Source organism: Granulicella sp. L56 (genome assembly GCF_009765835.1).
Classification (GTDB): domain Bacteria; phylum Acidobacteriota; class Terriglobia; order Terriglobales; family Acidobacteriaceae; genus Edaphobacter.
Genome location: NZ_LMUS01000006.1, coordinates 1,822,217 through 1,844,258 on the forward strand (window position 1 = coordinate 1,822,217; position 22,042 = coordinate 1,844,258).

Here is a 22,042-nt window from a genome sequence, read left to right on the forward strand (position 1 = left end):
ACTATCAGGGTCTCGTTCTGGATATCTTCAAAGAGGTCGAATTTGTTATCGACACATTGACTGAAATGGTGTGAGCGCACATCATACGTCGCACCAAACCGCATCCGTTGATGGCGAGGCGCCCACCTTCGCTGAGGATTGTCTTTGCGAAGATGGGAGTTGCTGCTTTCTTTTAGTCGATTATGAAGAGAATGGCGCTGGCCGCGGGGACGTTGAGCGTGCCGCCTTTTGTGCGTTCGCCGTTGGAGAGATGCGCTTCGTGTGCGGTGAGCGTTGGTGCGGTGAGACGGTAGAGCGTGCCTTTGCCGCGGCCTGGAAGGGTAATCTCGGTCGATTGCGTGGCGTCCTTGTTGATGATTGCGAAGAGAGAGCGCCCGTTGGGAAGCTTCGCGGCGTAGGCGGTGGCGTTGACCGGGCCGGGGTCGAAGTCGACGGGGATGATCGTCGCTCCGGCGAAGTGCTGGACGAACTGGAGGCCGAAGTAGACGGGTTCGGCGACGTACTTGCCGTCCATGTCGGCGACGGGGGTGTAGAACGGGCGCGGATGCGGAGCCTTAGGGTCGGGCATGAGGGCCTCGCCGGGGAGGGTGCCGCCGAGCGAGTCGGCGACTGCCTTGCCGCCGCCGCCGTGCAGGTTGATGCCGGAGTAGCCGAAGGAGGCGAGCGAGAGCGCGTAGTCGGCGGTCCAGAGCGCGGCACCGAAGACGTCGGAGAAGCCGGGCTTGCCGCCGCGATAGCAGCTGTTGCCCTCGGTCATGCGGTACTTTGCGCCGACCTTAGTCGCAGCTTCGCGGGTTGTCTCCGCCACTTTGCTGACGCGTGGGTCGGTCTTGAGAAGGTTGTCGAGAGTCGCCTTGGGATTGCTCGGCGGCCCGGTGAAGTAGTAGTGGTGGGTGACGGCGGCGACGTTGGGTCGGTCGCGCTCGGGCAGCGCGGCGATGCGGTCGGCGATGACGGTGGACCAGTGGGGATTGCCTGCGGTGTCGGGTAGGCCAAACTTTGCGCCGGGAACGCTGGCGCGGATGGCGTTGGCGGAGGCGAGCCACTCGTCGAAGTAGCGGTCGGCGGTCCAGGTGGCCTTGTCGCGGAAGCGGCGGGAGAAGCCGTCGGGCTCGTTGCCGACCTGGAAGAATTCGAGGCGCTGGCCGAGGGTTTTGGCGACGAAGACGGCCTCTTCGGCGGCGCGCTGCGGAGTGCTGGTTCCGAGGTTGATGCCGAACAGCGTGTTCCAGCCGGTGGCGTCGAGGAAGCCGCGCAGATTGCGAACCGCCTCAGGAGTGACGGCGTAGCTGAGGGCCATCGGCGATTGTTCACCCGGAGGGGTGCGCAGGATGACGTTGGGGGGCAGCGGCGGCTGTTTGGCGTCGGGCGTGGGCTTCCACCAGCCGACGTCGGAGGTGTTGCCGCCGAGGCGGAGGACGCCGTGTGGCGCGAGCGCGCGGAACTGGGCGATGAGGCCGTGGTTGGAGGGCGCGAAGAAGGTGGGGTCGGAGAGCTGCTGAATCTCATAGCTGAGACCGATGAAGTCTTCGGGGACGATGGGCCCGGGCTGGTCGTTGTGCAGCGTTAGCTTCGCCGTCGCGGTGGTTTGGGCAAAGGCGCGAAGATTTGGGGTCAGAGCGGCTGCTGCGGTTACGGCGACGAAACGGCGGCGATCGAGGGGAGACATTGTTCGAGGTTAGAACTTTGCTGTGACCGTAGCAAGGGATTTGTCTTGCGGAGTTTTGGCGGACGCGGGAATCGCAATGTGCAGTCGTTGCGGCTGCGCCTTCACTCCGGCCTTCGGCAGAGTGGAGGCCGCTTCGCGGCGGTTTGATTGAGACGCGAGGCTGAAGCCTCGCTGTACCTAGCTGCGAGGGCAACGACAACGACAGAGGCAACTGCAAGAACAACAGCAACAACACGAATCACTGCATCGGTTGAGACGATGGTTTTGGTTCAGCTCTTGGGGTGGATGGAGTAGATGACGCCGTTAACGTCGTCGGTCAGCAGGAAGGAATCGGGGCCGGTTTGGAAGATGCCACAGGGGCGTCCGATTACTTTGCCATTTACAAGGAAGCCGAGCATGAAGTTTTGCGGGTGGCGTGAGGCCGGGGTGAAGCGGACGACGCGATAGCCGGTGCCGATGTGGGGTTTGCCTGCTCCGTGCAGGGCGACGAGGAAGGTGTTGTTGAGAGTGTGGTTGGAGCCGTCGAAGAAGGCTACGCCGAGTGGGCTGCCGTGCGCCATGAAGGTGGTGTAGGCGGCGGGGACTTTGGTGCAGTCGAACTGTGGGGGCGTTGCGCCGATGGGAGGGAAGACGTTCTTGTTGAGGTCGGCGTGAGAGACGACGGGGTCGGGATGGACGACGCCGTGATCGAAGTAGCAGGTGGGCCAGCCGTAGTTGCTGTCGGCGGCGACGGGGTGAAGGTTGGAGTCGACCTCGAAGAAGGTGTCTTCGGGGGCTCGGTCGCCGAGATGGTCGTCGCCCATGTTGGTGGCGAAGAGAGCGCCGCCGTCGATGGAGGGGACGAAGGTCATGTCGACCGCGTTGCGAAGGCCGTGGGCGATGATCTGCTGATTTTTGCCGTCGGGGTCCATCACAGAGAGCGAGGCGCGGATGGGTTCTTTTTCGAGACAGGCGTTGCAACTGCTGCCGACGGTGACGTAGAGGCGGGTGTGCTCGTGCAGGTTGGCGAAGGCGACGGTGCGGGTGAGGTGCCAGCCGCCGTACTTGTAGTTGAGTCCGTAGTCGGGATAGTGCGCGAGCACTTCGGGCGCGCCCGTGGGGGCGTCGTCGCCTGCCTTGTATTTGTAGCGGAGCAGGCGGTCGGTGAGCGCGGTGTAGAGCCATGTCTGGCCCGAGGGATCGGTGTAGAAGGCGACGTTGTTGGGGTTGCGCAGGCCTTTGAGGTAGGTGGTTCGTGAGCCGAAGGTATGTGTCGCGGGGTTCCAACCGGTGAGGATGTAGATGGCTCCCTGGGTGTTGTCGGCCAGCGAGTCCATGTCGGTGGCGAAGATGCGATTGTCGGGGGACTGGGCCATGAAGCGAACGCGGTGCATGCCCTGGGAGGCGACGTTAATGTCGAAGGATGCGGGCAGCGAGAGGGTAATGTTCTTGCCGTTGGCAAGATGAAGGACGTGGGGCTTCAGCGCGGTCTGAGCATGGGCAACGAGGGTGATGGCCAGAAGGGTCAGGGAGAGCGTGCGGAGCTTCAGCATGGCTAGATGGTAGCGGATAGACGGTAGCTGATGCGCGAGGTATCGGCGGGTTACAAGGAGAAGCCCCTGTGGTGCAGAAAAAGTGCCTGACCAACCATAGCCGCAACGCCTACGGCGGTTTGCAGCGCTGTGGCGATGAAGATCTTGCGGACGATCTCCTTGTCTTTGACGTGGCGCCGGACGATGGGCAGGTTGGTGGCCTGGCTGGAGATCGAGGTCAGCACGGTGGCCATGGCCGCGCCCATGGCGGTGACGCTTCCGTGCTGCACCATATTGGCTGCGGCGGCGGTGGCGCTGGCGCTGGAGACGATGCCGCCGACGAAGCTGACGAGAAGGAAACCTCCATTGCCCAGCCAGCGAACGGCAGCAGTGCCGAGCACCTGAATGATGAGGAAGAGAGCACCGAAGCTGAGCACTTTTCTTAGCGATACGGGCGAGGACAGATGCAGCTCGACCTCTTCGACGTCGGCATCGGCTCCGCGCTCGCGCAATGCGAAGTAGCCTGCGATGAGGGCCATCAGGAAGAGCGGGAAGGCGGCAAATTTAACCGCGCTCCTGGCGAAGAGCCCGAGCAGGATGAGGTTGCGGGCGAACATCGCGACCGACGTGAACAGGACTGCGGGGAGAGTTTGTTTGACCAGTCCGGCCTTGGGGAGCGAGGAAGACAGCTCGCTGGTGGTCGCGGTGGAGTTGACCAGGCCGCCGAGGATCGCGGTCAGCGTGATGCCTTTCTTGCCGTAGAGGCGAAGCAGGACGTAGTTAACGAAGCCGATGCAGGCCACTACGATCACGGTGATCCACGCCTCGCGGGGCTGCAGCAGGTTCCAGGGATCGATGTAGCGGTTGGGCAGCAGCGGCCAGATGACGAAGCCGAAGAGCCCGAGCAGGATGGCGCTGCGTATCTCTTCGGAGCGGACGCCGCCTGCGAACTCTTTGAACTGGGGCTTGAGCGAGAGCAGCCATGTGATGACGATGGCGCAGGCGACCGAGGTGAAGAGATGGCCCGTGCCTACAAGAACGCCGAGCACAAAGGTGACGACCAGCGCGACCGAGGTGGTTCCTTCGACGGACTTCGTTGCGATGATGTCGCGGACGTTCAGCAGCACGGCGAACAGCATCGTCGCGGCCATGCCTGCGAGCATCATAGAAGGGGAGATGAGCGTGGTCAGCGCGCCGAGCAGGGCGGTGAGGCTGAAGGTGCGGACGCCGAAGTCCTTATGCGACCACTGGCGCTCGAAGCCGATGACCAGGCCGATGGCGATAGCGACGGCGAGCTTGACGGCGATGACCGTTGGAGGAAAGGCGGTTGAGCTGCCGTGAATGAGGTCGAGCCAACTGGTCATGTGTCATCCTCCCATATTTGGAGGGATGGACGCGCGGGAGAGATGTCTCTGTATTTGTAACTGTGGCGGGTTTGGAAAGAAAAACAGGCAATGGCAAAGGCGAAATACAGGGGTCTATCCGCTACGGCGTGCGATGAAGCCGCACGCCTTCGGTCGAGATGACGTGGTTTAGATTTCGATTTCAGCGAGCTTTGAAAGGCTCTTAGAAGGCGCTGACGCCAGCTTCGATGACCAGTTGATCGACGCAGATGTTCATGGCTTCGCCCAGCTTCTTGAAACCTTCTTTCCACTCCTCCGTCCAGTAGTTCTTGTCACTGCGGCGGAGCAGGTCGTTCCAGATGTTCTGGGCCTGCCAGAAGTTCACGTCGAACGGGATGTCGCGCAGGGAGTTCGCAATGGTGACGGCGCTGTGGATAGCACCCTCGGCGGAGAGGTCTCCTGCTGCTTCGGCTTCGAGGCGAATCATGGCCCGCTTCATGCGCTGGCCGGCGGTAAAGCCCAACAGGTGAATATCGAGCTCGATCTGATCGGTGTTGGCACGGGTGAGAAGGCGCTCGATCTCGACCGGGTCGAAGGGATCGGCCTCGATGGCGCGGCGCAGGCTGGCGTTGATGGCGAAGCTGGAGGCGAGGGCGAGGGCGGGAGGAGCGGCGATGCCGGATTCGATGAGGAAGTGCAACAGCGAGGCGTGGTCCTCGTAGATCTTGCGGAGGGAGTCCTCCATCTCGGAGAGAGTGCGATTGAGGATGGTGTTGAGGATGCGGTGCTGCTCGTCGGCAAAGAGCGAGGTGAGCGAGTAGGACATGTTGCCGAAGAAGCGGTCAATGAGGCGGATGACTTCGGGGAGGTTAGCGCGGCGCATGGCGTTGCCGATCTCGGCGGAGAACGTCGTGAAGGCTTCGAGTTGCTCCGGCTCCTCGGGGACGTAGGGCTTGATGGCGGCCGAGAGGTTCTGGTCGCCGAGATGGAGGACGGCGAAGCAGATGTCCTCGTTCTCCTCGGTGACGCGGGAGCGGACACGAGCGCGGCCCAGGGCGACGCGGCCGCGACCGGAGTTGAAGATCTCGTGGCTGTCGCGATGGACGTCGAAGCAGAACAATTCGCCGTCTTCGGGATAGGAGCGGAAGATGGAGCTGATGGCGTAGTGCGCGCCGACCTCTTCGAGACCGATGCGCATGTTGGTGACGTAGCGGCGGTAGACCTCGGCACCATTCTCCATCTCCGGAATGTTGCTCTTCGCTCGCTCAAGGATGTTGAGGAACTCCGTTTCGAGTGCAACGCCGGGTGCGCCGAATAGCTTGGCGGCGAGCTGGAGGACGCGGCCCGCGTAGGCGATGATCTGCACGGTCTCGATGCCGGAGATCTCGTCGAAGAACCAGCCGCAACTGGTGTACATGAGCTGGGTGTGGCGCTGCAATTCGAGCAGTTCGAGTGCGGCGATGCGTTCCGCTTCGCTGAGTTCGTGGGTCTGATGCTCGGCAAAGAAGTTGGCCGTGGAGGCGCGGGAGCGGTTGTTGATGAGTTGGATGTAGCCATCGCGGGCGGCCCAGAGATCTTTGAGCAGTGGCCGCGCAAACTCTTCGGAGAGCGGAGCGGTGGCGTCGCGCAAATGATCGAGCGCCTCGCGCAACGGCGCGCGCCACTCCTGGTTCCAGCCGGGCTTGCCGCCATTGCATCCGCAGTTGGAGCGCCAGCGCTCGATGCCGTGAGGACAGCTCCAGGAGGTGTCTTCTTCGACCTCGGCCTCCCATTGCGGCGGAAATTTTTCGAGAAACTCGCCGTAGTTGGTCAGGCGGGCTTGCTTTTCGTCCTCGATCCAGTGCATGGCGTAGGAGAGCGCCATCTCGCCGTGCCTGTGGTGATGGCCGTAGCTTTCGCCATCGGTGGCGACGTGCGAGAGCTGGGCCGGTTCGCTGCCGCCGGATGTAGGCCGGAACTCTTCGACCAGCCTCCGCCCGAAGGCTTCGCCACTGTTGAGCACACCTTCGAAGGCGATGGCGCGGGAGTTGGGGCCATCGTAAAAGAAGACGGCGATGCTGCGGCCCTCGTTAAGTGGGACGGTGTAGGGATGACGGGGATCGACGGTGGTGTCGGGCGTTCCCAGCCAGCCGTCGTTATTGGCCGCATCGGCTTTGCGGCGGACGCGGGCGCACTGGTGCGGTGCGAGGACGGTGAACTGGATGCCCTCCTGCGCCATGAGGTCGAGCACATTGCGGTTGACGGCGGTCTCGGCGAGCCACATGCCCTCGGGCCTGCGGCCAAAGCGCTGCTCGAAGTCGGCGATGCCCCAGCGGATCTGCGTGAGCGCGTCGCGCTGGTTCGCCAGTGGCATGATGATGTGGTTGTAGACCTGCGCGATGGCGGAGCCGTGGCCGCCGTAGCGCTCCGCACTGGCCTTGTCGGCGTCGAGAATCATGCGATAGGTGCGGGGCGCGCTGTCCTGGAGCCAGCTCAACAGGGTGGGGCCGAAGTTGAAGCTCATCCGCGCGTAGTTGTTCATGATGCGGATGATCTCGTCCTGCTTGTTGGTGATGCGCGAGGCACCGTTGGGCGCGTAGCACTCGGAGGTGATGCGGTCGTTCCAGTCGTGATACGGAGCGGCGGAGTCCTGCACCTCGATGCTTTCGAGCCAGGGGTTTTCGCGCGGCGGCTGGTAGAAGTGTCCGTGAACACAGACAAAACGAGTGTCCCCATCGATAGCGGGTGGTCGGGGAGAGGCGCTCTTAATGAAGGTTCTGGACTTTGCCATGATGATTGGATGTCAATCAGGGAGAACGGTAACGTGGAAATCGCGAAATGCCATGCAAGTTAGTATTCGTGCAACTTGCTGTTGCTGTTATTGATGCTGGATAGGATTCAGGGAAGCGGCGTGAGTTTGCCTGCGGCCAGATCGCAGGCGCGCCACAGGTACCAACTGGCCACCGAGGACCAGGGCTTCCATCGCACTCCGCGACGGTGCATGATGTCGGCTTTGGGAAGATCGGCGGGCGTGACCTTATCGGTGGGTTTGAGTTTGCCGAAGGTGAGGGCAAAGCCTTTGCGTACACCGTAGTCGTCGACGGGCAGCACATCGGGGCGGCCAAGGCGGAAGATGAGCAGCATCTCGACCGTCCAGCGGCCGATGCCACGCACCTGGGTGAGATGTTCGATGATGGCCTCATCGGACATGCGGCGGATACGGGCGAGCGTGGGCACGGTGCCGTCGATGGTTTTTGCAGCGAGATCGCGCAGGGCGAGGCTCTTGTTGTGAGAGAGTCCGGCGGCGCGCAGTTGCTCGTTGGGGCAGTCGAGAAGATGTTGGGGGCTGGGATGGCCGAGGCCGCTGACAGGCTCGAAGCTTTCGAGCAGGCGGCGATGAATGGTCGCGGCGGCTTTGCCGTGCAATTGCTGATAGATGATGCTCTCGACCAGCGCCTCGAAGGGCGATTGCGAGCTGGCGACGCGAAGGGTGAAGGGACCGGCGCGCTCGATCAGGCGGCCCAGCTTTGGATCGGCGGCGGCAAGCTCCTTGCAGGCTAGAGCGGAGTCGTAGCGGGGAGGGCGCGGATTGTTGAGTGGACGCGGCATAAGTTGACGTTATCGCAGGTGACGGCAGGATGTCTTTCGATGGCCATTGAAACTCGGACTAATTTGGTTCGCATTTACAAGGACAACACCTTTGCGGCACGGTAGATGTTGTGGTTCGATTCGCCATTAGAACGTCGATGCACGAGATGTTGTGCAAACGTTTGGCGGTGGCATTTATGTCACATTTCGATAATCGGATTTACATATGAAAAAATGGCCGGGAGCGGCCTGGAGTGGTTTCTAAGTGTGTTTTCGCGCTGCTATACTCGGGGCGTTAAATAAAAGCTATTTTGTTGGGGCTCAATCCGTCGCGGACGTCCCAGCCGCCGACTTTGTACAACTATCAGCAAAAGTATTGTCAGCAGCAAAATAAGGAATCGAAGGCATCTTCTCGACCTTAAAGACAAGTAAAGCAAAGGAAGCAGGAACGCACTCATGGCGCAAGTTTTTGACCGCAGTTCGAACGCGCTGGCTCGCTTGAGCCTGGTGTTGACGGGCATCATTGTCATCGCGCTCGGCGTCACGTTGAACGAGTTGCAGCGCTCGCCGTGGGTGACGCGGCAGGGCCAGCGGCCGGACCAGCCGATCCCGTTCAGCCACAAGCACCACGTCGAGGGCCTCGGGCTGCAGTGCCAGTACTGCCATACGTCGGTGGAGAAGTCGAGCTATGCCGGAATTCCGCCGACCAAGACCTGCATCAACTGCCACTCGCAGATCTGGACGGATGCGCAGCTTCTGGAGCCGGTACGGCAGAGCTGGGCAACCGGTGCGTCGATCCAGTGGATTCGTGTGCATGATCTTCCTGACTACGTTTATTTCAATCACGAAGTTCATGTGAATAAGGGCATCGGCTGCGCCAGTTGTCATGGACGCGTCGATGAGATGCCTTTGATGTATCAGCAGAACACCTTGCAGATGGAGTGGTGCCTGAACTGTCATCGCAATCCGGCCAGTAATCTGCGGCCCACCAGCGAGATCTACAACATGGCGTGGGCGGGCCCATCGACGGACAAGCCGGTGTGGTGCACCAGCGCCGTGAAGGATGGCCCGACATCGCAGGACGTAAGCTGCACGACGGCTGACCCCAGCAACAACGGCAATCCTGAGCTGGCGATGATGCAGTTGGAGCCGACGCATCCGGCGGGTCTTTCGAGCCCGCAGACCGGACCGAATATGCAGCCGCACATCGTGCATGGCGGCGAAGGCCAGACGGTAGGCAGTCCGCTGCCGCTGCAACTGGCGATGCCGGCGAGCTATCAGAAGTTCACCAGCCAGATGGAGCTGGGCAAATATCTGACCGCTCAGTACCACATCCGCGCGCCGGAACAACTCTCGAGCTGCGAGACGTGCCACCGATGAAGACGACCGGCAACAAAACGACTGGTATCAAAACGGCAGGGATTGGAACAGAGCAGACGATGGCTGAGACAAAGGCACCTGTACAAGCACAACCTGTAGTAGTCACCCAGATTGCTCCGGCAAAGCTGACGCTGGCCGAGGTCCAGGCCAAGCTGGACGGCAAGACCGGGCGGCGTTTCTGGAAGAACCTCGACGAGCTGGCCGAGACCCCGGCGTTCCATGAGCTGATGGCGGAGGAGTTTCCCCGTCAGTCCGGATCGACCGAGTGGGTCGATGCCGTCAGCCGCCGCGGCTTCCTCAAGGTGATGGGCGCGTCGCTGGCGCTGGCCGGAATGGCTGGTTGCACCAAGCAGCCCGACGAGCCGATCTATCCTTACGTGAAGCAGCCTGAGGATTTGATTCTGGGCAAGCCGATGTACTTTGCCACGGCGCATCCCTTCCCGACGGGCGCGATCCCGGTGCTGATCAAGTCCGATGCCTTCCGGCCCATCAAGGTGGACGGCAACCCGGAGCACCCGGTCTCGAAGGGCAAATCGGACGCGTTCACGCAGGCGACGCTGCTCGATCTGTACGATCCTGACCGTTCCCAGCATGTTCTCAATCGCGGACAGAACTCTTCGTTCGGCAGCTTTCAGCAGGCATTTTCCTCTGCGATCAAAAAGACCAGCGGCGGTCAGGGCGTCTACTTCCTGAGCGAGACGATCACTTCGCCTACGCTGGCCGGGCAGTGGAAGCAGGTGCAGACGGCCTATCCTTCCGCAAAATTAGTGCAGTGGGAGCCGGTCAACTCCGACTCATCGCGCGCGGCGTCGAAGGCGGCCTTTGGCAGCTATACCGATGCGCAGTACAAGCTTGAAAACGCCGACGTGATCCTGTCGCTCGATGCGGACTTCCTTGGCGGCATCGCCCATCCGGGCTTCCTGCCGCTGGCGGCAGCCTACTCGGAGCGACACCGCTACGAGGCGAGCAAGACGATGAACCGGATGTACGTCGTCGAGACCATGCCGACGGTCACCGGCTTTAAGGCCGAGCACAGGCTGGCGCTCAAGCCCAGCGACATCGCCGCCTTCGCGCAGGGACTGGTCAAGGGCGCGGCTCCTCAGGGACTCGATGCCGACCAGCAGAAGTTCTTCACGGCGCTGCTTGCCGATCTGCATCAGAGCGGTGGCAAGTGCGTCGTCATTCCGGGCGAGCAGGCATCCCCGGTAGTTCATGCGGCAGCCTATGCGCTGAATGCCTCGCTCGGAAATGTGAGCAAGACGGTGGTTTATACCGAGACCGTCAACCCGATTCCTTCTGAGCAGGTGGCAGACCTCAAGGCTCTGGTCGCCGACATCAACGCGGGCAAGGTGCAGTGGCTGGTGATGCTGGGCGTCAACCCGATCTATGCCGCTCCTGCCGATCTGAACTTCCTCGACGCCTTCAATAAAGTGCCGAACACGGTGCATCTCGGCAACCATGTGGATGAGACCGGGGCGATCTCGCTGTGGCACATCAACAAGTCGCATTATCTCGAGAGCTGGTCGGATGCGCGGGCGTATGACGGCACCATCTCCATCGTCCAGCCGATGATTGCTCCGTTGTATGACGGCAAGTCGGCGCATGACGTCTTCCAGGCGGTGCTCGCCAATCCGCAGCTTTCGGCCTACGACGTTGTTGTGGCCAACGCGAAGACCTATATCAAGGGCGATTTCGCGACGAGCTGGCGCAAGGCGCTGCACGATGGCTGGGTTGAAGGCACAGCGTTTACGCCAAAGACTGGTGCCCCGGCAGGAAATGCCATGGCATTTGTTCCACCGGCTGCGGCGAGCAGTGGCTACGAGATTTCCTTCCGGCCCGATCCGTCGCTCTACGACGGACGCTATGCCAACGTTGGCTGGCTGCAGGAGCTTCCCAAGCAGGTGACCAGCCTGAGCTGGGACAATGCGGCGCTGATGAGCATGGCTTCGATGGCCAATCTCAACGTCGAAGAGACCGACCTGATCGAGATTGAGCTGAACGGCCGCAAGGTGACCGCGCCGGTGCTGATGGCTCCGGGCCATCCCGATGGCGCAATCACGATCCACCTCGGCTTTGGACGGCAGGCCGAAGCTGGCCGCGTTGGAGCAGGCGTCGGCTTCGATGCCTACCGGCTGCGTACGGCGGACGCTCCTTATTACCTGGGCGGCGGAACGGCGAAGAAGGTCGGCAGCGATTACGACCTTTGCGTCACCAAGGTCCACAATGTCGAGCATCGCGGCAGCTTCGCGCAACACGACCTCGAAAAGAAGCTCTTCGACACCAGCGGGACGTACTCGCTGGCTGGCCACGAGGCGATGGAGCGCTCCATCATCCGCTACGCCACGGTCGCCGAGGTCGAGAAGAACCCCAACTTCGCGCATGACGAGATGGGTCGGGACTCGACCGGCACTCTGATCGGCAAAGTCGGCTACTCGCCGCAGGGCGAAAAGCCGGGCCGGGACGAGACCTTCTTCCCCGATACCTGGAACTACGAGAAGAAAGACCCATCAACGCTGAAGGTGCAGAACGCCTGGGGCATGGCGATCGACCTCAATAGCTGCATCGGCTGCAATGCCTGCATCGTAAGCTGCTACGCCGAGAACAACATCGCCGTCGTAGGCCGCGAGCAGGTCAAGATTGGCCGCAACATGCAGTGGCTGCGTATCGATACCTACTTTGAGGGCGACCTGCACGCTCCCAAGGCGCACTTTCAGCCGATGGCCTGCCAGCACTGCGAGAACGCCGGTTGCGAACAGGTCTGCCCGGTGGGAGCGACGGTGCATACGCCCGAAGGCCTCAACACGATGGTCTACAACCGTTGCGTCGGTACTCGCTACTGCTCGAACAATTGCGCGTACAAGGTGCGCCGGTTCAACTTCCTGCTCTACTCGGACTATGACACCGAGAGCCTGAAGTTCATGCGCAATCCTGACGTGACCGTGCGTTCGCGCGGCGTCATGGAAAAGTGCAGCTACTGCATCCAGCGCATCGAGGCGGCCAAGATCCAGGCCGACATCGAGAACCGCGAGATCGCCGACGGCGACATCGTCACGGCCTGCCAGCAGGCATGCCCGACCGATGCCATCGTCTTCGGCAATATCAACGACAAGGCCAGCAAGGTAGCGAAGCGCAAGGCTGAAGAGCGCGATTACCAGGTCCTTGCAGACCTCAACTATCGTCCGCGCACAACGTATACCGCTGGCGTCATCAACCCGAATCCGGAGCTTGCATAGGTATGGCAACCAAAGGACCAATTCACGATCCGGTCGTTGATCCAATGATCGACCCGCGTACCGGCGAGTACGCAGTCATCGCGCCCGGCCACAACTTCAAGTCGGTCACGCAGAAGATCTCCGAGATCGTTCTGACCTCGAACACGCCGCTGGGCTGGTTCTTCGGTCTGATGGTCGCAGGCGGCATCGCGACCGGCGTTGTGATCGGCATCACCTGGCTCTTCCTGAAGGGCGTCGGCATCTGGGGCGTCACCATCCCCGGGGCCTGGGGCTTCGCCATCATCAACTTCGTCTGGTGGATCGGTATCGGCCACGCCGGCACGCTGATCTCGGCGATCCTGCTGCTGTTCAAGCAGACGTGGCGCAACTCGATCAACCGCTTCGCCGAGGCGATGACCATCTTCGCGGTCTGCTGCGCCGGTATCTTCCCCCTGATTCACGTCGGCCGTCCGTGGCTGGCTTACTGGCTGTTCCCCTATCCCAACACGATGAACGTCTGGCCGCAGTTCCGCTCGCCGCTGGCGTGGGACGTGTTCGCGGTTTCGACTTACGCGACCATCTCCATCGTGTTCTGGTATGTCGGAATGATCCCCGACTTCGGCACCCTGCGCGACCGCGCGACGATGCCGCTGGCGAAATATTTCTACGGCATGTTGTCGCTGGGCTGGCGCGGTTCGACCCGGCACTGGATCCGGTATGAATCGGCATCGCTGCTGCTCGCGGGCCTCTCGACGCCGCTGGTGCTCTCGGTACACACCGTCATCAGCTTCGACTTTGCGGTCGCAGCCCTGGCGGGATGGCATACCACCATCTTCCCGCCCTACTTCGTCGCGGGTGCCATCTACTCCGGCTTCGCCATGGTCATCACGCTGGCGATTCCGATCCGCAAGTTCTACCACCTCGAAGACCTGGTGACGCTGCGCCACCTCGATAACATGGCCAAGGTCATGCTCGGCACCGGCGGTATCGTGGCCTACGGCTATGCCATGGAAGTCTTCATGTCGTGGTACTCGGCCAGCCACTGGGAGTTCTTCATGATGTGGAACCGCATGTTCGGGCCGATGGGCTGGGCATACTGGATCCTCATCCTGACCAACATCGCCATTCCGCTGACGACGCTGTGGTCGCGCAAGCTGCGGGTGAACGTGACCTATCTGTTCATCCTGTCGTTTGTTGTGAACATCGGCATGTGGTTCGAGCGCTTTGTCATCGTCGTAACCAGCCTCTACCGCGAATATCTCCCCTCAAGCTGGGGAACCTATGTTGCGACGCGCTGGGACTACATCATCTTTATCGGCACATGGGGAATGTTTACCTTCCTCTTCCTTGGATTCGTTCGCTTCCTGCCGATGATTCCGATGTCTGAGATTCGAATGATGCTTCCGCAGACCAAGGTGCGGCGCGGTGGGGCCGATGCTGAGACCGTAGTGGAGGAGACACTCTAATGCCGCCCAGAGAAGGAATTTACGGTTTACTCGCCGAGTTCAATACACCCAGCGAATTGGTGTATGCGACAGAGCAGGCGCGCGAGGCCGGTTATCGCCGGATGGAGTGCTACACGCCTTATCCTGTCGAAGAGGCCGCCGTTGCGCTGCACTTCCACAAAACCCGCGTTCCCCTGGTCTGCCTGCTTGGCGGCATCATGGGCGTGACGACGGCGTTTCTGATGGAGACCTGGATCGCAGTCTGGGCTTATCCGCTCAATATCGCAGGACGGCCGCTGTTCTCATGGCCAGCCTTCATCATTCCGGCGTATGAGTGGACGATCCTATTCTCGGGTTTGTCGGCCGCGTTCGGCATGATCATGCTGAACGGTATGCCTCAGCTCTACCATCCCGTCTTCAACGCGCCCAACTTCCGCAACGGCGCGACGACGGACAAGTTCTTCCTTTGCCTTGAGGCGGTGGACCCGAAGTTCTCGATCACCGAGACGCGGAGCTTCCTCGAGCAGTTCCCCGCGATCTCCGTGGTGGAGGTGGACCATTAATACGAGAATCACACTTCCAGGGATTAATACCCGAATCCCAAGCTTCCGAACAGCGGCTCCCCGGCTGGCCCTCGCCGCCGCATCCACGCTGTTGCTGTTTGCTGGCATCGGCTGCCGCCAGGACATGCACGACGAGCCGAAGTTCTTCCCTCAGCGAGGTACCGACTTCTACGCTGATGGCCGCTCCGCACGTCCTCAGGTAGAAAATACCGTGGCCCGCAACCAGCTCCACGCCGATACTTACTTCTATACAGGCTTCGTCAACGGCAAGGAGGGCGAGGGCCTGCCCTTTCCCGTCACCATGAAGGTGCTTGAGCGCGGACAGGAGCGCTACAACGTCTATTGCACGCCGTGTCACTCACGCGTGGGCAATGGCCGGGGCATGATCGTCGACCGGGGCTATGCGCACGCTGGTGATTACCACACGGCACGGCTCGAGACCGCGCCGCTGGGCCACTTTTTCAACGTCATCACGAACGGCTATGGAGCCATGCCGGACTATGCCGCGCAGATTGCGCCGGTCGATCGCTGGGCCATTGTGGCCTATATCAAGGCGCTGCAGTTGAGCCAGAAGGCGACCCAGGCCGATGTTCCCGCCGGTTCCCAGGTGCAGCCGCTCTCAAGCGTCGCCGAGAGCGAGGGACTGCCCGCGAACTTTGCCCAGCAGTGGACGCTGCCGCCGACCGCCGTCAACGGCACGCCTGACGACCAGCCCTTCGTTCTTCCTACGACACCGCCCAACGCAGCCTCCGGATCGGGAGCGCCTGTTGCCTCCCGCTCCGCCACAGTCAAGACTCCGGCCGCCGCGCCTGCCGGAAAAACCGCAGCAAAGCAGTAATCTCGGAAGCTTCCGAACGAAGGCTTGAAACGCATGTCATCTGGACACGAACATACCGGACACGAGCATCACGGAGAAGCCGGCGGACACCACGCCCATCATGGCCCGCTTCCGCTTCCTGCATCGCTTGCCACGCCGGAGATTGTCACCGCGTGGCGGACCCGGCTGCTGGTTATCGCGGTGGTTGCCACGCTGGTCTCCGTGCTCTTTGCCTTCACTCACGAAGGCCGCAACCACCTGCTGCGCGCCTACCTGATGGGCTTTATGACCTGCTTCGGCTTCGCTGGCGGCGGTCTGGTGGTGCTGATGCTGCAGCATGTGACCGGCGGCAAGTGGGGACTCCTGCTGCGGCGTCCGCTCGAGGCCATGAGCCGCACCCTGTGGCTGGTCGCGCTGATGTTCATTCCCATCGCCATCTTCATGAAGCACCTGTACCAGTGGGCCACCTATCCTAATCCCGCCGCCGTGGCCGATGCGTTGCAGCATCATTGGGTCACGCTCGAACAGGCGATGACGATCAACGACAAGCACGCTATGCTGAATCCGGTCAGTGTGATCGTCCAGACCATCATCATCTTCGGCATTTTGTTGACGCTCACCTACTTCATCAACAAGTGGTCGCTGCAATGCGATGCTGATCCTCTGCGCAATACCCAGGCGAGCTACGACCGCTGGCGCACCAAGTTCGAAAATCTCTGCGGCCCCGGCATCTTCATCTATGTCGTCCTGCTCACCGCGGGTTCGATTGACTGGATTAAGTCGCTCGACGTGACCTGGTACTCCTCGATCTACGGCCTCCAGTTCCTCGTCGGTCAGGGCTATGCTGTTCTCGCGCTGGGCGTGCTGACCGTCATCCTGCTCTCGAAGGTCGAGCCGATCAAGACCCTGCTGCGCGTGACCGAACAGCACGACCTGGGCAAGCTCATGCTCGCCTTCGTCATGTTGAACATCTATCTGAGCTTTGCCGAGTTCCTCATCATCTGGTCCGGCAACATCCCCGACGAGATTCCCTGGTATCTGCACCGCATCAATGGCGGCTGGTGGACGATCTGCACGCTCGACTTCATCGCCCACTGGCTGATTCCCTTCTGCCTGCTGCTCTCGCGCGATCTCAAGCGGAACAAGCGCAAGATGGTCTGGCTCTGCGGCTGGATGATCTTCGCGCGCTGCGTCGACATGTTCTGGCTGATTGAGCCGAATTTCGCCGACGCCGCCGGCAACCTGCACCTCCATAACAACATTGGAATTTTGGCTTACATTACGGTGCCGGTCGCGGTGCTTGCTGTCTGGGGAGCCTATTACCTGACGGCGTTGAAGGCCCGCCCCATCATGAACCTGAACGATCCGCACCTGGAAGAGATGCTGGAGCCCGAACATGCCCACTAACGACCACGATCTGCATCAACCCGGTGAGCCCGACATCAAGGGACACACCTCCGAATCGCCCGGCTACGAGACCACCGACGTTAATGTCAATGGCGTGCTCGTCTTCCTCGCTGGCCTCGGCGGGTTCCTCATCGTCTTCTTTGTCTTCTGCTTTGTCATGGGCCGGGTCATCAACGGCGCCATCCAGAAGGCCGACGGTCCAACGACCAAGTGGAACCATACCTCGGATTTCGCCGGTGCTGCGCTCAATGGCGGCAAGCGGCAGGACCTTACCAGCGATCCGGTGATGGAGCAGAAGCAGCTGCAGCAGTTGACGGCGACCTTCCCCACGCCCCGCCTCGATATCGACGATGGTGAACAGTCCACTGCCGATCTCCATGCTCGTGAGGACCTGCTGCTGAACTACTACAGCACCTCTCCTGGCGAGGGCAGCAACATTCGTATTCCCATCACGCGCGCTATGGAGCTGATCGCCCAGCGCGGACTTCCTGTTAATACCTCGACCGCGGCTACGGAGCCGCTGATGGCAGGCGACGAGAAGCCGGAGATTCAGGCACCGCTGACGACAGGATTCGCCCGCACCGGCTATGAGCTTGACACCATTGAAGCTCGCGCCGAAAAGATGGCGTACGGCAAGGCCGAGAGCGAAGCGCACCCTGATCGCGCCCACTAACTGGACCAGTACAAGGCATAGCATAGAAGTAGAAGAAGAATCGAAGACGACATGATGAACAGGCGGACAATACGAGGCGGTTGGCAGGCAGCGGTTCTTGGCTGCGTCCTGCTTGTGTGCGCGCCATTGTTCGCCCAGGTCTCCGGCTATGGCGACAAGCAGGAGGGCCAGAACGTCGGCGACGAGCTGCCCCAGGTGTTGCAGAAGGTCGGCATCGCCCAGCATCTCAATCAGCCGCTGCCGCTCGATGCGCAGTTTGTGGACGATACCGGTAAGACGGTTCGGCTGGGCGACTACTTCGGCAAAAAGCCTGCGGTTCTTTCGCTGGTCTACTACAACTGCCCCATGCTCTGCTCGGAAGAGCTGGACGGTTTGACCAGTGCGCTGATGATGGTGCATCTGACGCCGGGTAAAGACTTCAACGTCGTCGTGATCAGCATTGACCCGAGCGAGACGCCGCAGATCGCCGCGAAGAAGAAGGCGCTCTACGTCAAGCGCTATGGCCGTCCTGAGACTGCTGCGGGTTGGCACTTCCTGACCGGCGAACGACCAGCGATTGATGAGGTGAGCAAGGCGGTTGGCTTTGGCTATGTCCGTGTCCCAGGGCCGGACGGCAAGCTCACCCAGTTTGCCCACGCCAGCTCGATCCAGATTGTCACGACCAACGGCAAGCTCGCACAGTACTATCTCGGCGTCGAATATTCGCCCAAGGACATCCTCCTCGGGCTGATTGAGGCTTCCGGAAACAAGATTGGCTCGCCTGTCGCAAACATTCTGACCTACTGCTATCACTATGACCCGGAGCGGAACAAGCACTCGCTTATTGTTGCCCGCGTGGTGCAGTTGGGCGGCATGGTCACCGTGGCATGGCTGGGTGGCTTTATGTTCCTGATGTTTCGCAGAGATCTACGGCTTTCGCGCGACCACGACCTGACTAAGAAAGAGAATGGATAAAGGGTAACGATGCATATCAGTCCAGTCCTGTGGCAATTTTTGGTGAAATGGCTCAACGCTTCCGCGCTCTTTCCGCGCGAGGCGTCGACGATCGCCCCCTACGCCGACGCGCTCTACTTCTTCCTGCTGTTGATCACGGTCGTCGGCCTTACTGTTGTCGGCGTGCTCGTCTTCGGCTTCGCCATCCGCTACCGTAAGGAAAAGCATCCGGTGGCCGTCCAGGTAGAGGGCTCCACGCTGCTCGAAGCAACGTGGACCATCATTCCGCTGGCGCTGTTCCTTATCTGCTTCGTCTGGGGCGCGCTGCTCTACTTCCGTATCTATAATCCGCCGACCAATGCCATGAACATCTATGTCGTCGGCAAGCAGTGGATGTGGAAGGCCGAGCATCAGGGTGGACAGCACGAAATCAATGCGCTGCACGTTCCTATTGGGCGGCCCGTTCAGTTGACGATGATTTCGCAGGACGTCTTCCATAGCTTCTCCGTCCCCGACTTCCGCATCAAGCGCGAGGTCATCCCCGGGCGCTACTCGACGGTATGGTTTCAGGCAACCACGCCGGGCACCTATCACCTCTTCTGCACGCAGTATTGCGGCACCAACCACTCCCAGATGATCGGCGAAGTCACGGCGATGACTCCGGACGACTTCCAGAAGTGGCTGCAGGAATCGACCAGCGGCATGTCGCTTGCTCAAAACGGAGAACGCCTGTTTGCCAGCATGGGTTGCAACGCGTGCCATACCGGCACCGCAGGATCGCGCGGGCCAAATCTGGCCGGAGTCTACGGATCGAAGCTGCAACTCACCAATGGCTCCGAGGTGCTGGTTAACGATGCGTACCTGCGTGACGCCATCCTCAATCCGTCGGAGCACGTCACCGCCGGATACGCGCCGATCATGCCCACCTATCAGGGCCAGGTCAGTGAGGACGGCCTGATCGACCTCGTCGAATACATCAAGGGATTACAGAGCAACTACAGAATTCAGCAGACCCTGGTCACGTCACAGTCCGACCAGACGGCGCCGACAACGCCAGCAGGGGTGAAACCATGAGCGCAACCAGTTCGACAATTGTTAATCTGCCCGACCAGAAGACGGCAACCCTGCCGAAGCGGAACTACCTCAACAACGAGGACGGCCTGCTGAGCTGGCTGCTCACCGGCGACCATAAGCGCATCGCGATCATGTACCTGATCTCGATCACGTTCTTCTTCTTTATCGGCGGCGCCTTTGCCGGTCTCATCCGTCTGGAGTTGTTGACGCCGCAGCCTGACCTTGTTGCCTCGGACACGTACAACAAATTCTTCTCGATGCATGGCATCATCATGGTCTTCCTCTTCCTGGTACCTTCGGTACCGGCGACGCTGGGGAACTTCCTGATGCCCATCATGATCGGGGCCAAGGACCTTGCCTTTCCCAAGGTCAACCTGCTGAGCTGGTATCTCTACTGGATCGGCGGTCTCTTCACCCTCGCGGCGCTGGTGCTGGGCGGCGTCGATACCGGCTGGACCTTCACCACTCCGCTCTCGACGCATTACCTTAATACCCACGTCATCACAGCGGCGGTTGGTATCTTCATCATCGGGTTTTCGTCGATCTTCACCGGCTTGAACTTCATCGTCACCATTCACCGCATGCGCGCTCCGGGCATGACGTGGTTCCGCCTGCCGCTCTTTGTCTGGTCGAACTACGCTGCTTCGATCCTGATGGTGCTGGGCACGCCGGTTCTGGCCATCACCCTGGTCCTGGTCGCGCTCGAGCGCACCATCGGGATCGGCGTCTTCGATCCCACCAAGGGCGGCGACCCGTTGCTGTTCCAGCATCTCTTCTGGTTCTACTCACACCCTGCCGTGTACATCATGATTCTTCCCGGCATGGGCGTCATCTCCGAGGTCATCAGCACCTTCAGCCGCAAGCGCGTCTTTGGATACACGGCGGTTGCCTTCTCTTCGGTGGCCATCGCGCTGTTCGGGTTCTTCGTCTGGGCGCACCATATGTTCATCATGGGCGTGTCCAACTACTCGGCGCTGGTCTTCTCGCTGCTGACCATGCTGGTGGCCGTGCCTTCTGCCATCAAGATCTTCAACTGGGCTTTCACGCTGCAAAAGGGTTCGATCACCTTCGAGACGCCGATGCTCTACGCCTTCGGCTTCATGGGTCTGTTCACCATCGGCGGCATGACCGGCGTCTTCCTTGGTGCGCTCGGCATGGACATTCACCTTACCGAGACCTACTTCATTGTGGCGCACTTCCACTTCGTCATGGTCGGCGGCATGCTCATGGCCTTCCTCTCCGGCATCCACTTCTGGTGGCCGAAGATGACGGGCCGCATGTATCCGGAGTCGCTCTCGAAGCTCGCCGCGGTCACCACCTTCATCGGCTTCAATCTCACCTTCCTTCCGCAGTTCATCCTTGGCTATCTCGGGATGCCGCGCCGCTACCACGCGTATCCGCCGGAGTTCCAGGTACTCAACGTCCTCTCGACCGCGGGCGCGACGGTGCTCGGCGTAGGCTACATGCTTCCGTTGCTGTACCTTGGATGGTCGCTGAAGTACGGTGCCATCGCCGGCAACAATCCATGGCAGGCAACTGGCCTTGAATGGCAGATTCAATCGCCGCCGCTGACTGAAAACTTTATCGAAGTTCCTATCGTCGATCATGAGGCCTATGACTACGAGTGGCTCGCCCACAAGACGGAACAAGAGGTGACGACCGTTGGATAATGTGATCGTAGCGACCCATCCCCACACGCACGAGACGGCCCAGCCGGAGGAGCACGCGCACGTCGCGCTCCCCCAGCACCGCCATCACTTCGAGACACAGGAGCAGCAGCGCGAGGCCGGCACCTTCGGCATGTGGCTCTTCCTGCTGACCGAAATCATGTTTTTCGGCGGCCTGTTCTTCTCGTACCTGCTCTATCGCAACTGGTACTACGACGCGTTCGTCGTCGCTTCGAACCAGCTCAGCGTCCCGCTCGGCGGAGTCAACACGGCGATCCTCATTACCTCGGGATTCTTCATGGCGCTAGGCGTCTGGGCAGCCGAGGTCAAAAAGAAGGGCCTGCTCGTTCTCACTCTCATTCTCACCATGCTCTTCGGGATCGCCTTTATCGGAGTCAAGGCTGACGAGTACCACGAGAAGTGGGAGAAGCACCACATCCCCGGCGATCACTTCGATGTCTCCGAGTTCGTCAATCCTCACGCTTATGGACTCAAAGAAGAGCCGCTTCCGCCGGACCAGGCTGCGCATACGCAGATCTTCTTCTCGCTCTACTTCGCCATGACCGGACTGCACGCGCTGCACATGATCATCGGTCTCGGCATCCTCGTCTGGCTCACGATACGAGCGCATCGAGGTGACTTTACAGCAGGGTATGTCGCGCCTATAGAAAACTTCGCTTTATATTGGCACTTCGTCGATATTGTGTGGCTGTTTCTATTCCCGCTGCTCTATCTCATTAATCGACATCCCGTCTAATCGCGCCCCGCAGCCATCCATAAC

General features: G+C 60.8%; 16 protein-coding genes. 11 read left to right on the forward strand and 5 right to left on the reverse strand.

What is annotated here, in order from left to right; all coding sequences use genetic code 11:
• Window positions 1-172: 172 nt before the first annotated feature.
• The 5 genes from GSQ81_RS15350 to GSQ81_RS15370 all read right to left on the reverse strand — a co-directional run bounded on the left by GSQ81_RS15350 (window position 173) and on the right by GSQ81_RS15370 (window position 8,111).
• Window positions 173-1,669, reverse strand: coding sequence for a hypothetical protein (locus GSQ81_RS15350; RefSeq protein ID WP_158911547.1), 1,497 nt, complete (start codon window positions 1,667-1,669; stop codon window positions 173-175).
• 269 nt (window positions 1,670-1,938) lie between these two features.
• Complete coding sequence (locus tag GSQ81_RS15355; protein ID WP_216846446.1) at window positions 1,939-3,201, reverse strand: sorbosone dehydrogenase family protein; 1,263 nt, start codon at window positions 3,199-3,201, stop codon at window positions 1,939-1,941.
• A 50-nt stretch (window positions 3,202-3,251) separates the two neighbouring features.
• On the reverse strand, window positions 3,252-4,544 hold the full coding sequence (locus GSQ81_RS15360; protein ID WP_158911548.1) for a DUF4010 domain-containing protein: 1,293 nt from the start codon (window positions 4,542-4,544) through the stop codon (window positions 3,252-3,254).
• A gap of 202 nt (window positions 4,545-4,746) precedes the next feature.
• On the reverse strand, window positions 4,747-7,293 hold the full coding sequence (locus GSQ81_RS15365; RefSeq protein ID WP_158911549.1) for a DUF3536 domain-containing protein: 2,547 nt from the start codon (window positions 7,291-7,293) through the stop codon (window positions 4,747-4,749).
• 107 nt (window positions 7,294-7,400) lie between these two features.
• Window positions 7,401-8,111: a DNA-3-methyladenine glycosylase gene (locus tag GSQ81_RS15370; protein ID WP_158911550.1), complete on the reverse strand. Its 711-nt coding sequence runs from the start codon at window positions 8,109-8,111 to the stop codon at window positions 7,401-7,403.
• 435 nt (window positions 8,112-8,546) lie between these two features.
• On the opposite strand from GSQ81_RS15370, the gene GSQ81_RS15375 reads away from it, so the two are divergent.
• The 11 genes from GSQ81_RS15375 (at window position 8,547) to GSQ81_RS15425 (ending at window position 22,018) form a co-directional block, all read left to right on the forward strand.
• Window positions 8,547-9,470, forward strand: coding sequence for a cytochrome c3 family protein (locus GSQ81_RS15375; RefSeq protein WP_158911551.1), 924 nt, complete (start codon window positions 8,547-8,549; stop codon window positions 9,468-9,470).
• 59 nt (window positions 9,471-9,529) lie between these two features.
• The gene (locus GSQ81_RS15380; RefSeq protein ID WP_254060228.1) at window positions 9,530-12,703 is read left to right on the forward strand and encodes a TAT-variant-translocated molybdopterin oxidoreductase; all 3,174 of its coding nucleotides are present in this window, start codon (window positions 9,530-9,532) and stop codon (window positions 12,701-12,703) included.
• A 2-nt stretch (window positions 12,704-12,705) separates the two neighbouring features.
• Window positions 12,706-14,148 carry an NrfD/PsrC family molybdoenzyme membrane anchor subunit gene (gene nrfD / locus GSQ81_RS15385; RefSeq protein WP_158911553.1) on the forward strand — a complete coding sequence of 481 codons (1,443 nt, stop codon included), beginning with the start codon at window positions 12,706-12,708 and terminating at the stop codon, window positions 14,146-14,148.
• Window positions 14,148-14,690 (forward strand): DUF3341 domain-containing protein, encoded by a 543-nt coding sequence (locus tag GSQ81_RS15390; RefSeq protein WP_158911554.1) that lies wholly within the window; start codon window positions 14,148-14,150, stop codon window positions 14,688-14,690. The genes nrfD and GSQ81_RS15390 overlap by 1 nt, the downstream gene beginning before the upstream one ends.
• Before the next feature lie 91 nt (window positions 14,691-14,781).
• Window positions 14,782-15,528 (forward strand): cytochrome c, encoded by a 747-nt coding sequence (locus tag GSQ81_RS15395; protein ID WP_254060229.1) that lies wholly within the window; start codon window positions 14,782-14,784, stop codon window positions 15,526-15,528.
• A 33-nt stretch (window positions 15,529-15,561) separates the two neighbouring features.
• Window positions 15,562-16,914, forward strand: a complete 1,353-nt coding sequence (locus GSQ81_RS15400) for a hypothetical protein (protein WP_158911555.1) — start codon at window positions 15,562-15,564, stop codon at window positions 16,912-16,914.
• Window positions 16,904-17,587, forward strand: coding sequence for a hypothetical protein (locus GSQ81_RS15405; protein WP_158911556.1), 684 nt, complete (start codon window positions 16,904-16,906; stop codon window positions 17,585-17,587). Before GSQ81_RS15400 ends, GSQ81_RS15405 begins: the two co-directional genes overlap by 11 nt.
• Before the next feature lie 51 nt (window positions 17,588-17,638).
• Entirely contained in the window at window positions 17,639-18,541 is a 903-nt protein-coding gene (locus GSQ81_RS15410) for an SCO family protein (protein WP_254060230.1), read from the forward strand.
• Window positions 18,542-18,550: 9 nt separating this feature from the next.
• A complete protein-coding gene (coxB, locus tag GSQ81_RS15415; RefSeq protein ID WP_158911557.1) occupies window positions 18,551-19,594 on the forward strand; it encodes a cytochrome c oxidase subunit II in 1,044 nt (347 codons plus the stop codon).
• The gene (locus GSQ81_RS15420; protein WP_158911558.1) at window positions 19,591-21,264 is read left to right on the forward strand and encodes a cbb3-type cytochrome c oxidase subunit I; all 1,674 of its coding nucleotides are present in this window, start codon (window positions 19,591-19,593) and stop codon (window positions 21,262-21,264) included. The genes coxB and GSQ81_RS15420 overlap by 4 nt, the downstream gene beginning before the upstream one ends.
• Window positions 21,257-22,018 (forward strand): cytochrome c oxidase subunit 3 family protein, encoded by a 762-nt coding sequence (locus GSQ81_RS15425; protein WP_158911559.1) that lies wholly within the window; start codon window positions 21,257-21,259, stop codon window positions 22,016-22,018. Before GSQ81_RS15420 ends, GSQ81_RS15425 begins: the two co-directional genes overlap by 8 nt.
• The last annotated feature ends 24 nt before the right edge of the window (window positions 22,019-22,042 follow it).

Bases quoted from the DNA above. Each gene is read 5' to 3' on its own strand.
- GSQ81_RS15375 (WP_158911551.1), top strand. From the start codon at position 8,547: ATGGCGCAAGTTTTTGACCGCAGTTCGAACGCGCTGGCTCGCTTGAGC.
- GSQ81_RS15370 (WP_158911550.1), bottom strand. From the start codon at position 8,111: ATGCCGCGTCCACTCAACAATCCGCGCCCTCCCCGCTACGACTCCGCT.
- GSQ81_RS15400 (WP_158911555.1), top strand. From the start codon at position 15,562: ATGTCATCTGGACACGAACATACCGGACACGAGCATCACGGAGAAGCC.
- GSQ81_RS15360 (WP_158911548.1), bottom strand. From the start codon at position 4,544: ATGACCAGTTGGCTCGACCTCATTCACGGCAGCTCAACCGCCTTTCCT.
- GSQ81_RS15390 (WP_158911554.1), top strand. From the start codon at position 14,148: ATGCCGCCCAGAGAAGGAATTTACGGTTTACTCGCCGAGTTCAATACA.
- GSQ81_RS15420 (WP_158911558.1), top strand. From the start codon at position 19,591: ATGAGCGCAACCAGTTCGACAATTGTTAATCTGCCCGACCAGAAGACG.
- GSQ81_RS15365 (WP_158911549.1), bottom strand. From the start codon at position 7,293: ATGGCAAAGTCCAGAACCTTCATTAAGAGCGCCTCTCCCCGACCACCC.
- GSQ81_RS15350 (WP_158911547.1), bottom strand. From the start codon at position 1,669: ATGTCTCCCCTCGATCGCCGCCGTTTCGTCGCCGTAACCGCAGCAGCC.
- GSQ81_RS15410 (WP_254060230.1), top strand. From the start codon at position 17,639: ATGATGAACAGGCGGACAATACGAGGCGGTTGGCAGGCAGCGGTTCTT.
- coxB (WP_158911557.1), top strand. From the start codon at position 18,551: ATGCATATCAGTCCAGTCCTGTGGCAATTTTTGGTGAAATGGCTCAAC.
- GSQ81_RS15380 (WP_254060228.1), top strand. From the start codon at position 9,530: ATGGCTGAGACAAAGGCACCTGTACAAGCACAACCTGTAGTAGTCACC.
- GSQ81_RS15405 (WP_158911556.1), top strand. From the start codon at position 16,904: ATGCCCACTAACGACCACGATCTGCATCAACCCGGTGAGCCCGACATC.
- GSQ81_RS15355 (WP_216846446.1), bottom strand. From the start codon at position 3,201: ATGCTGAAGCTCCGCACGCTCTCCCTGACCCTTCTGGCCATCACCCTC.
- nrfD (WP_158911553.1), top strand. From the start codon at position 12,706: ATGGCAACCAAAGGACCAATTCACGATCCGGTCGTTGATCCAATGATC.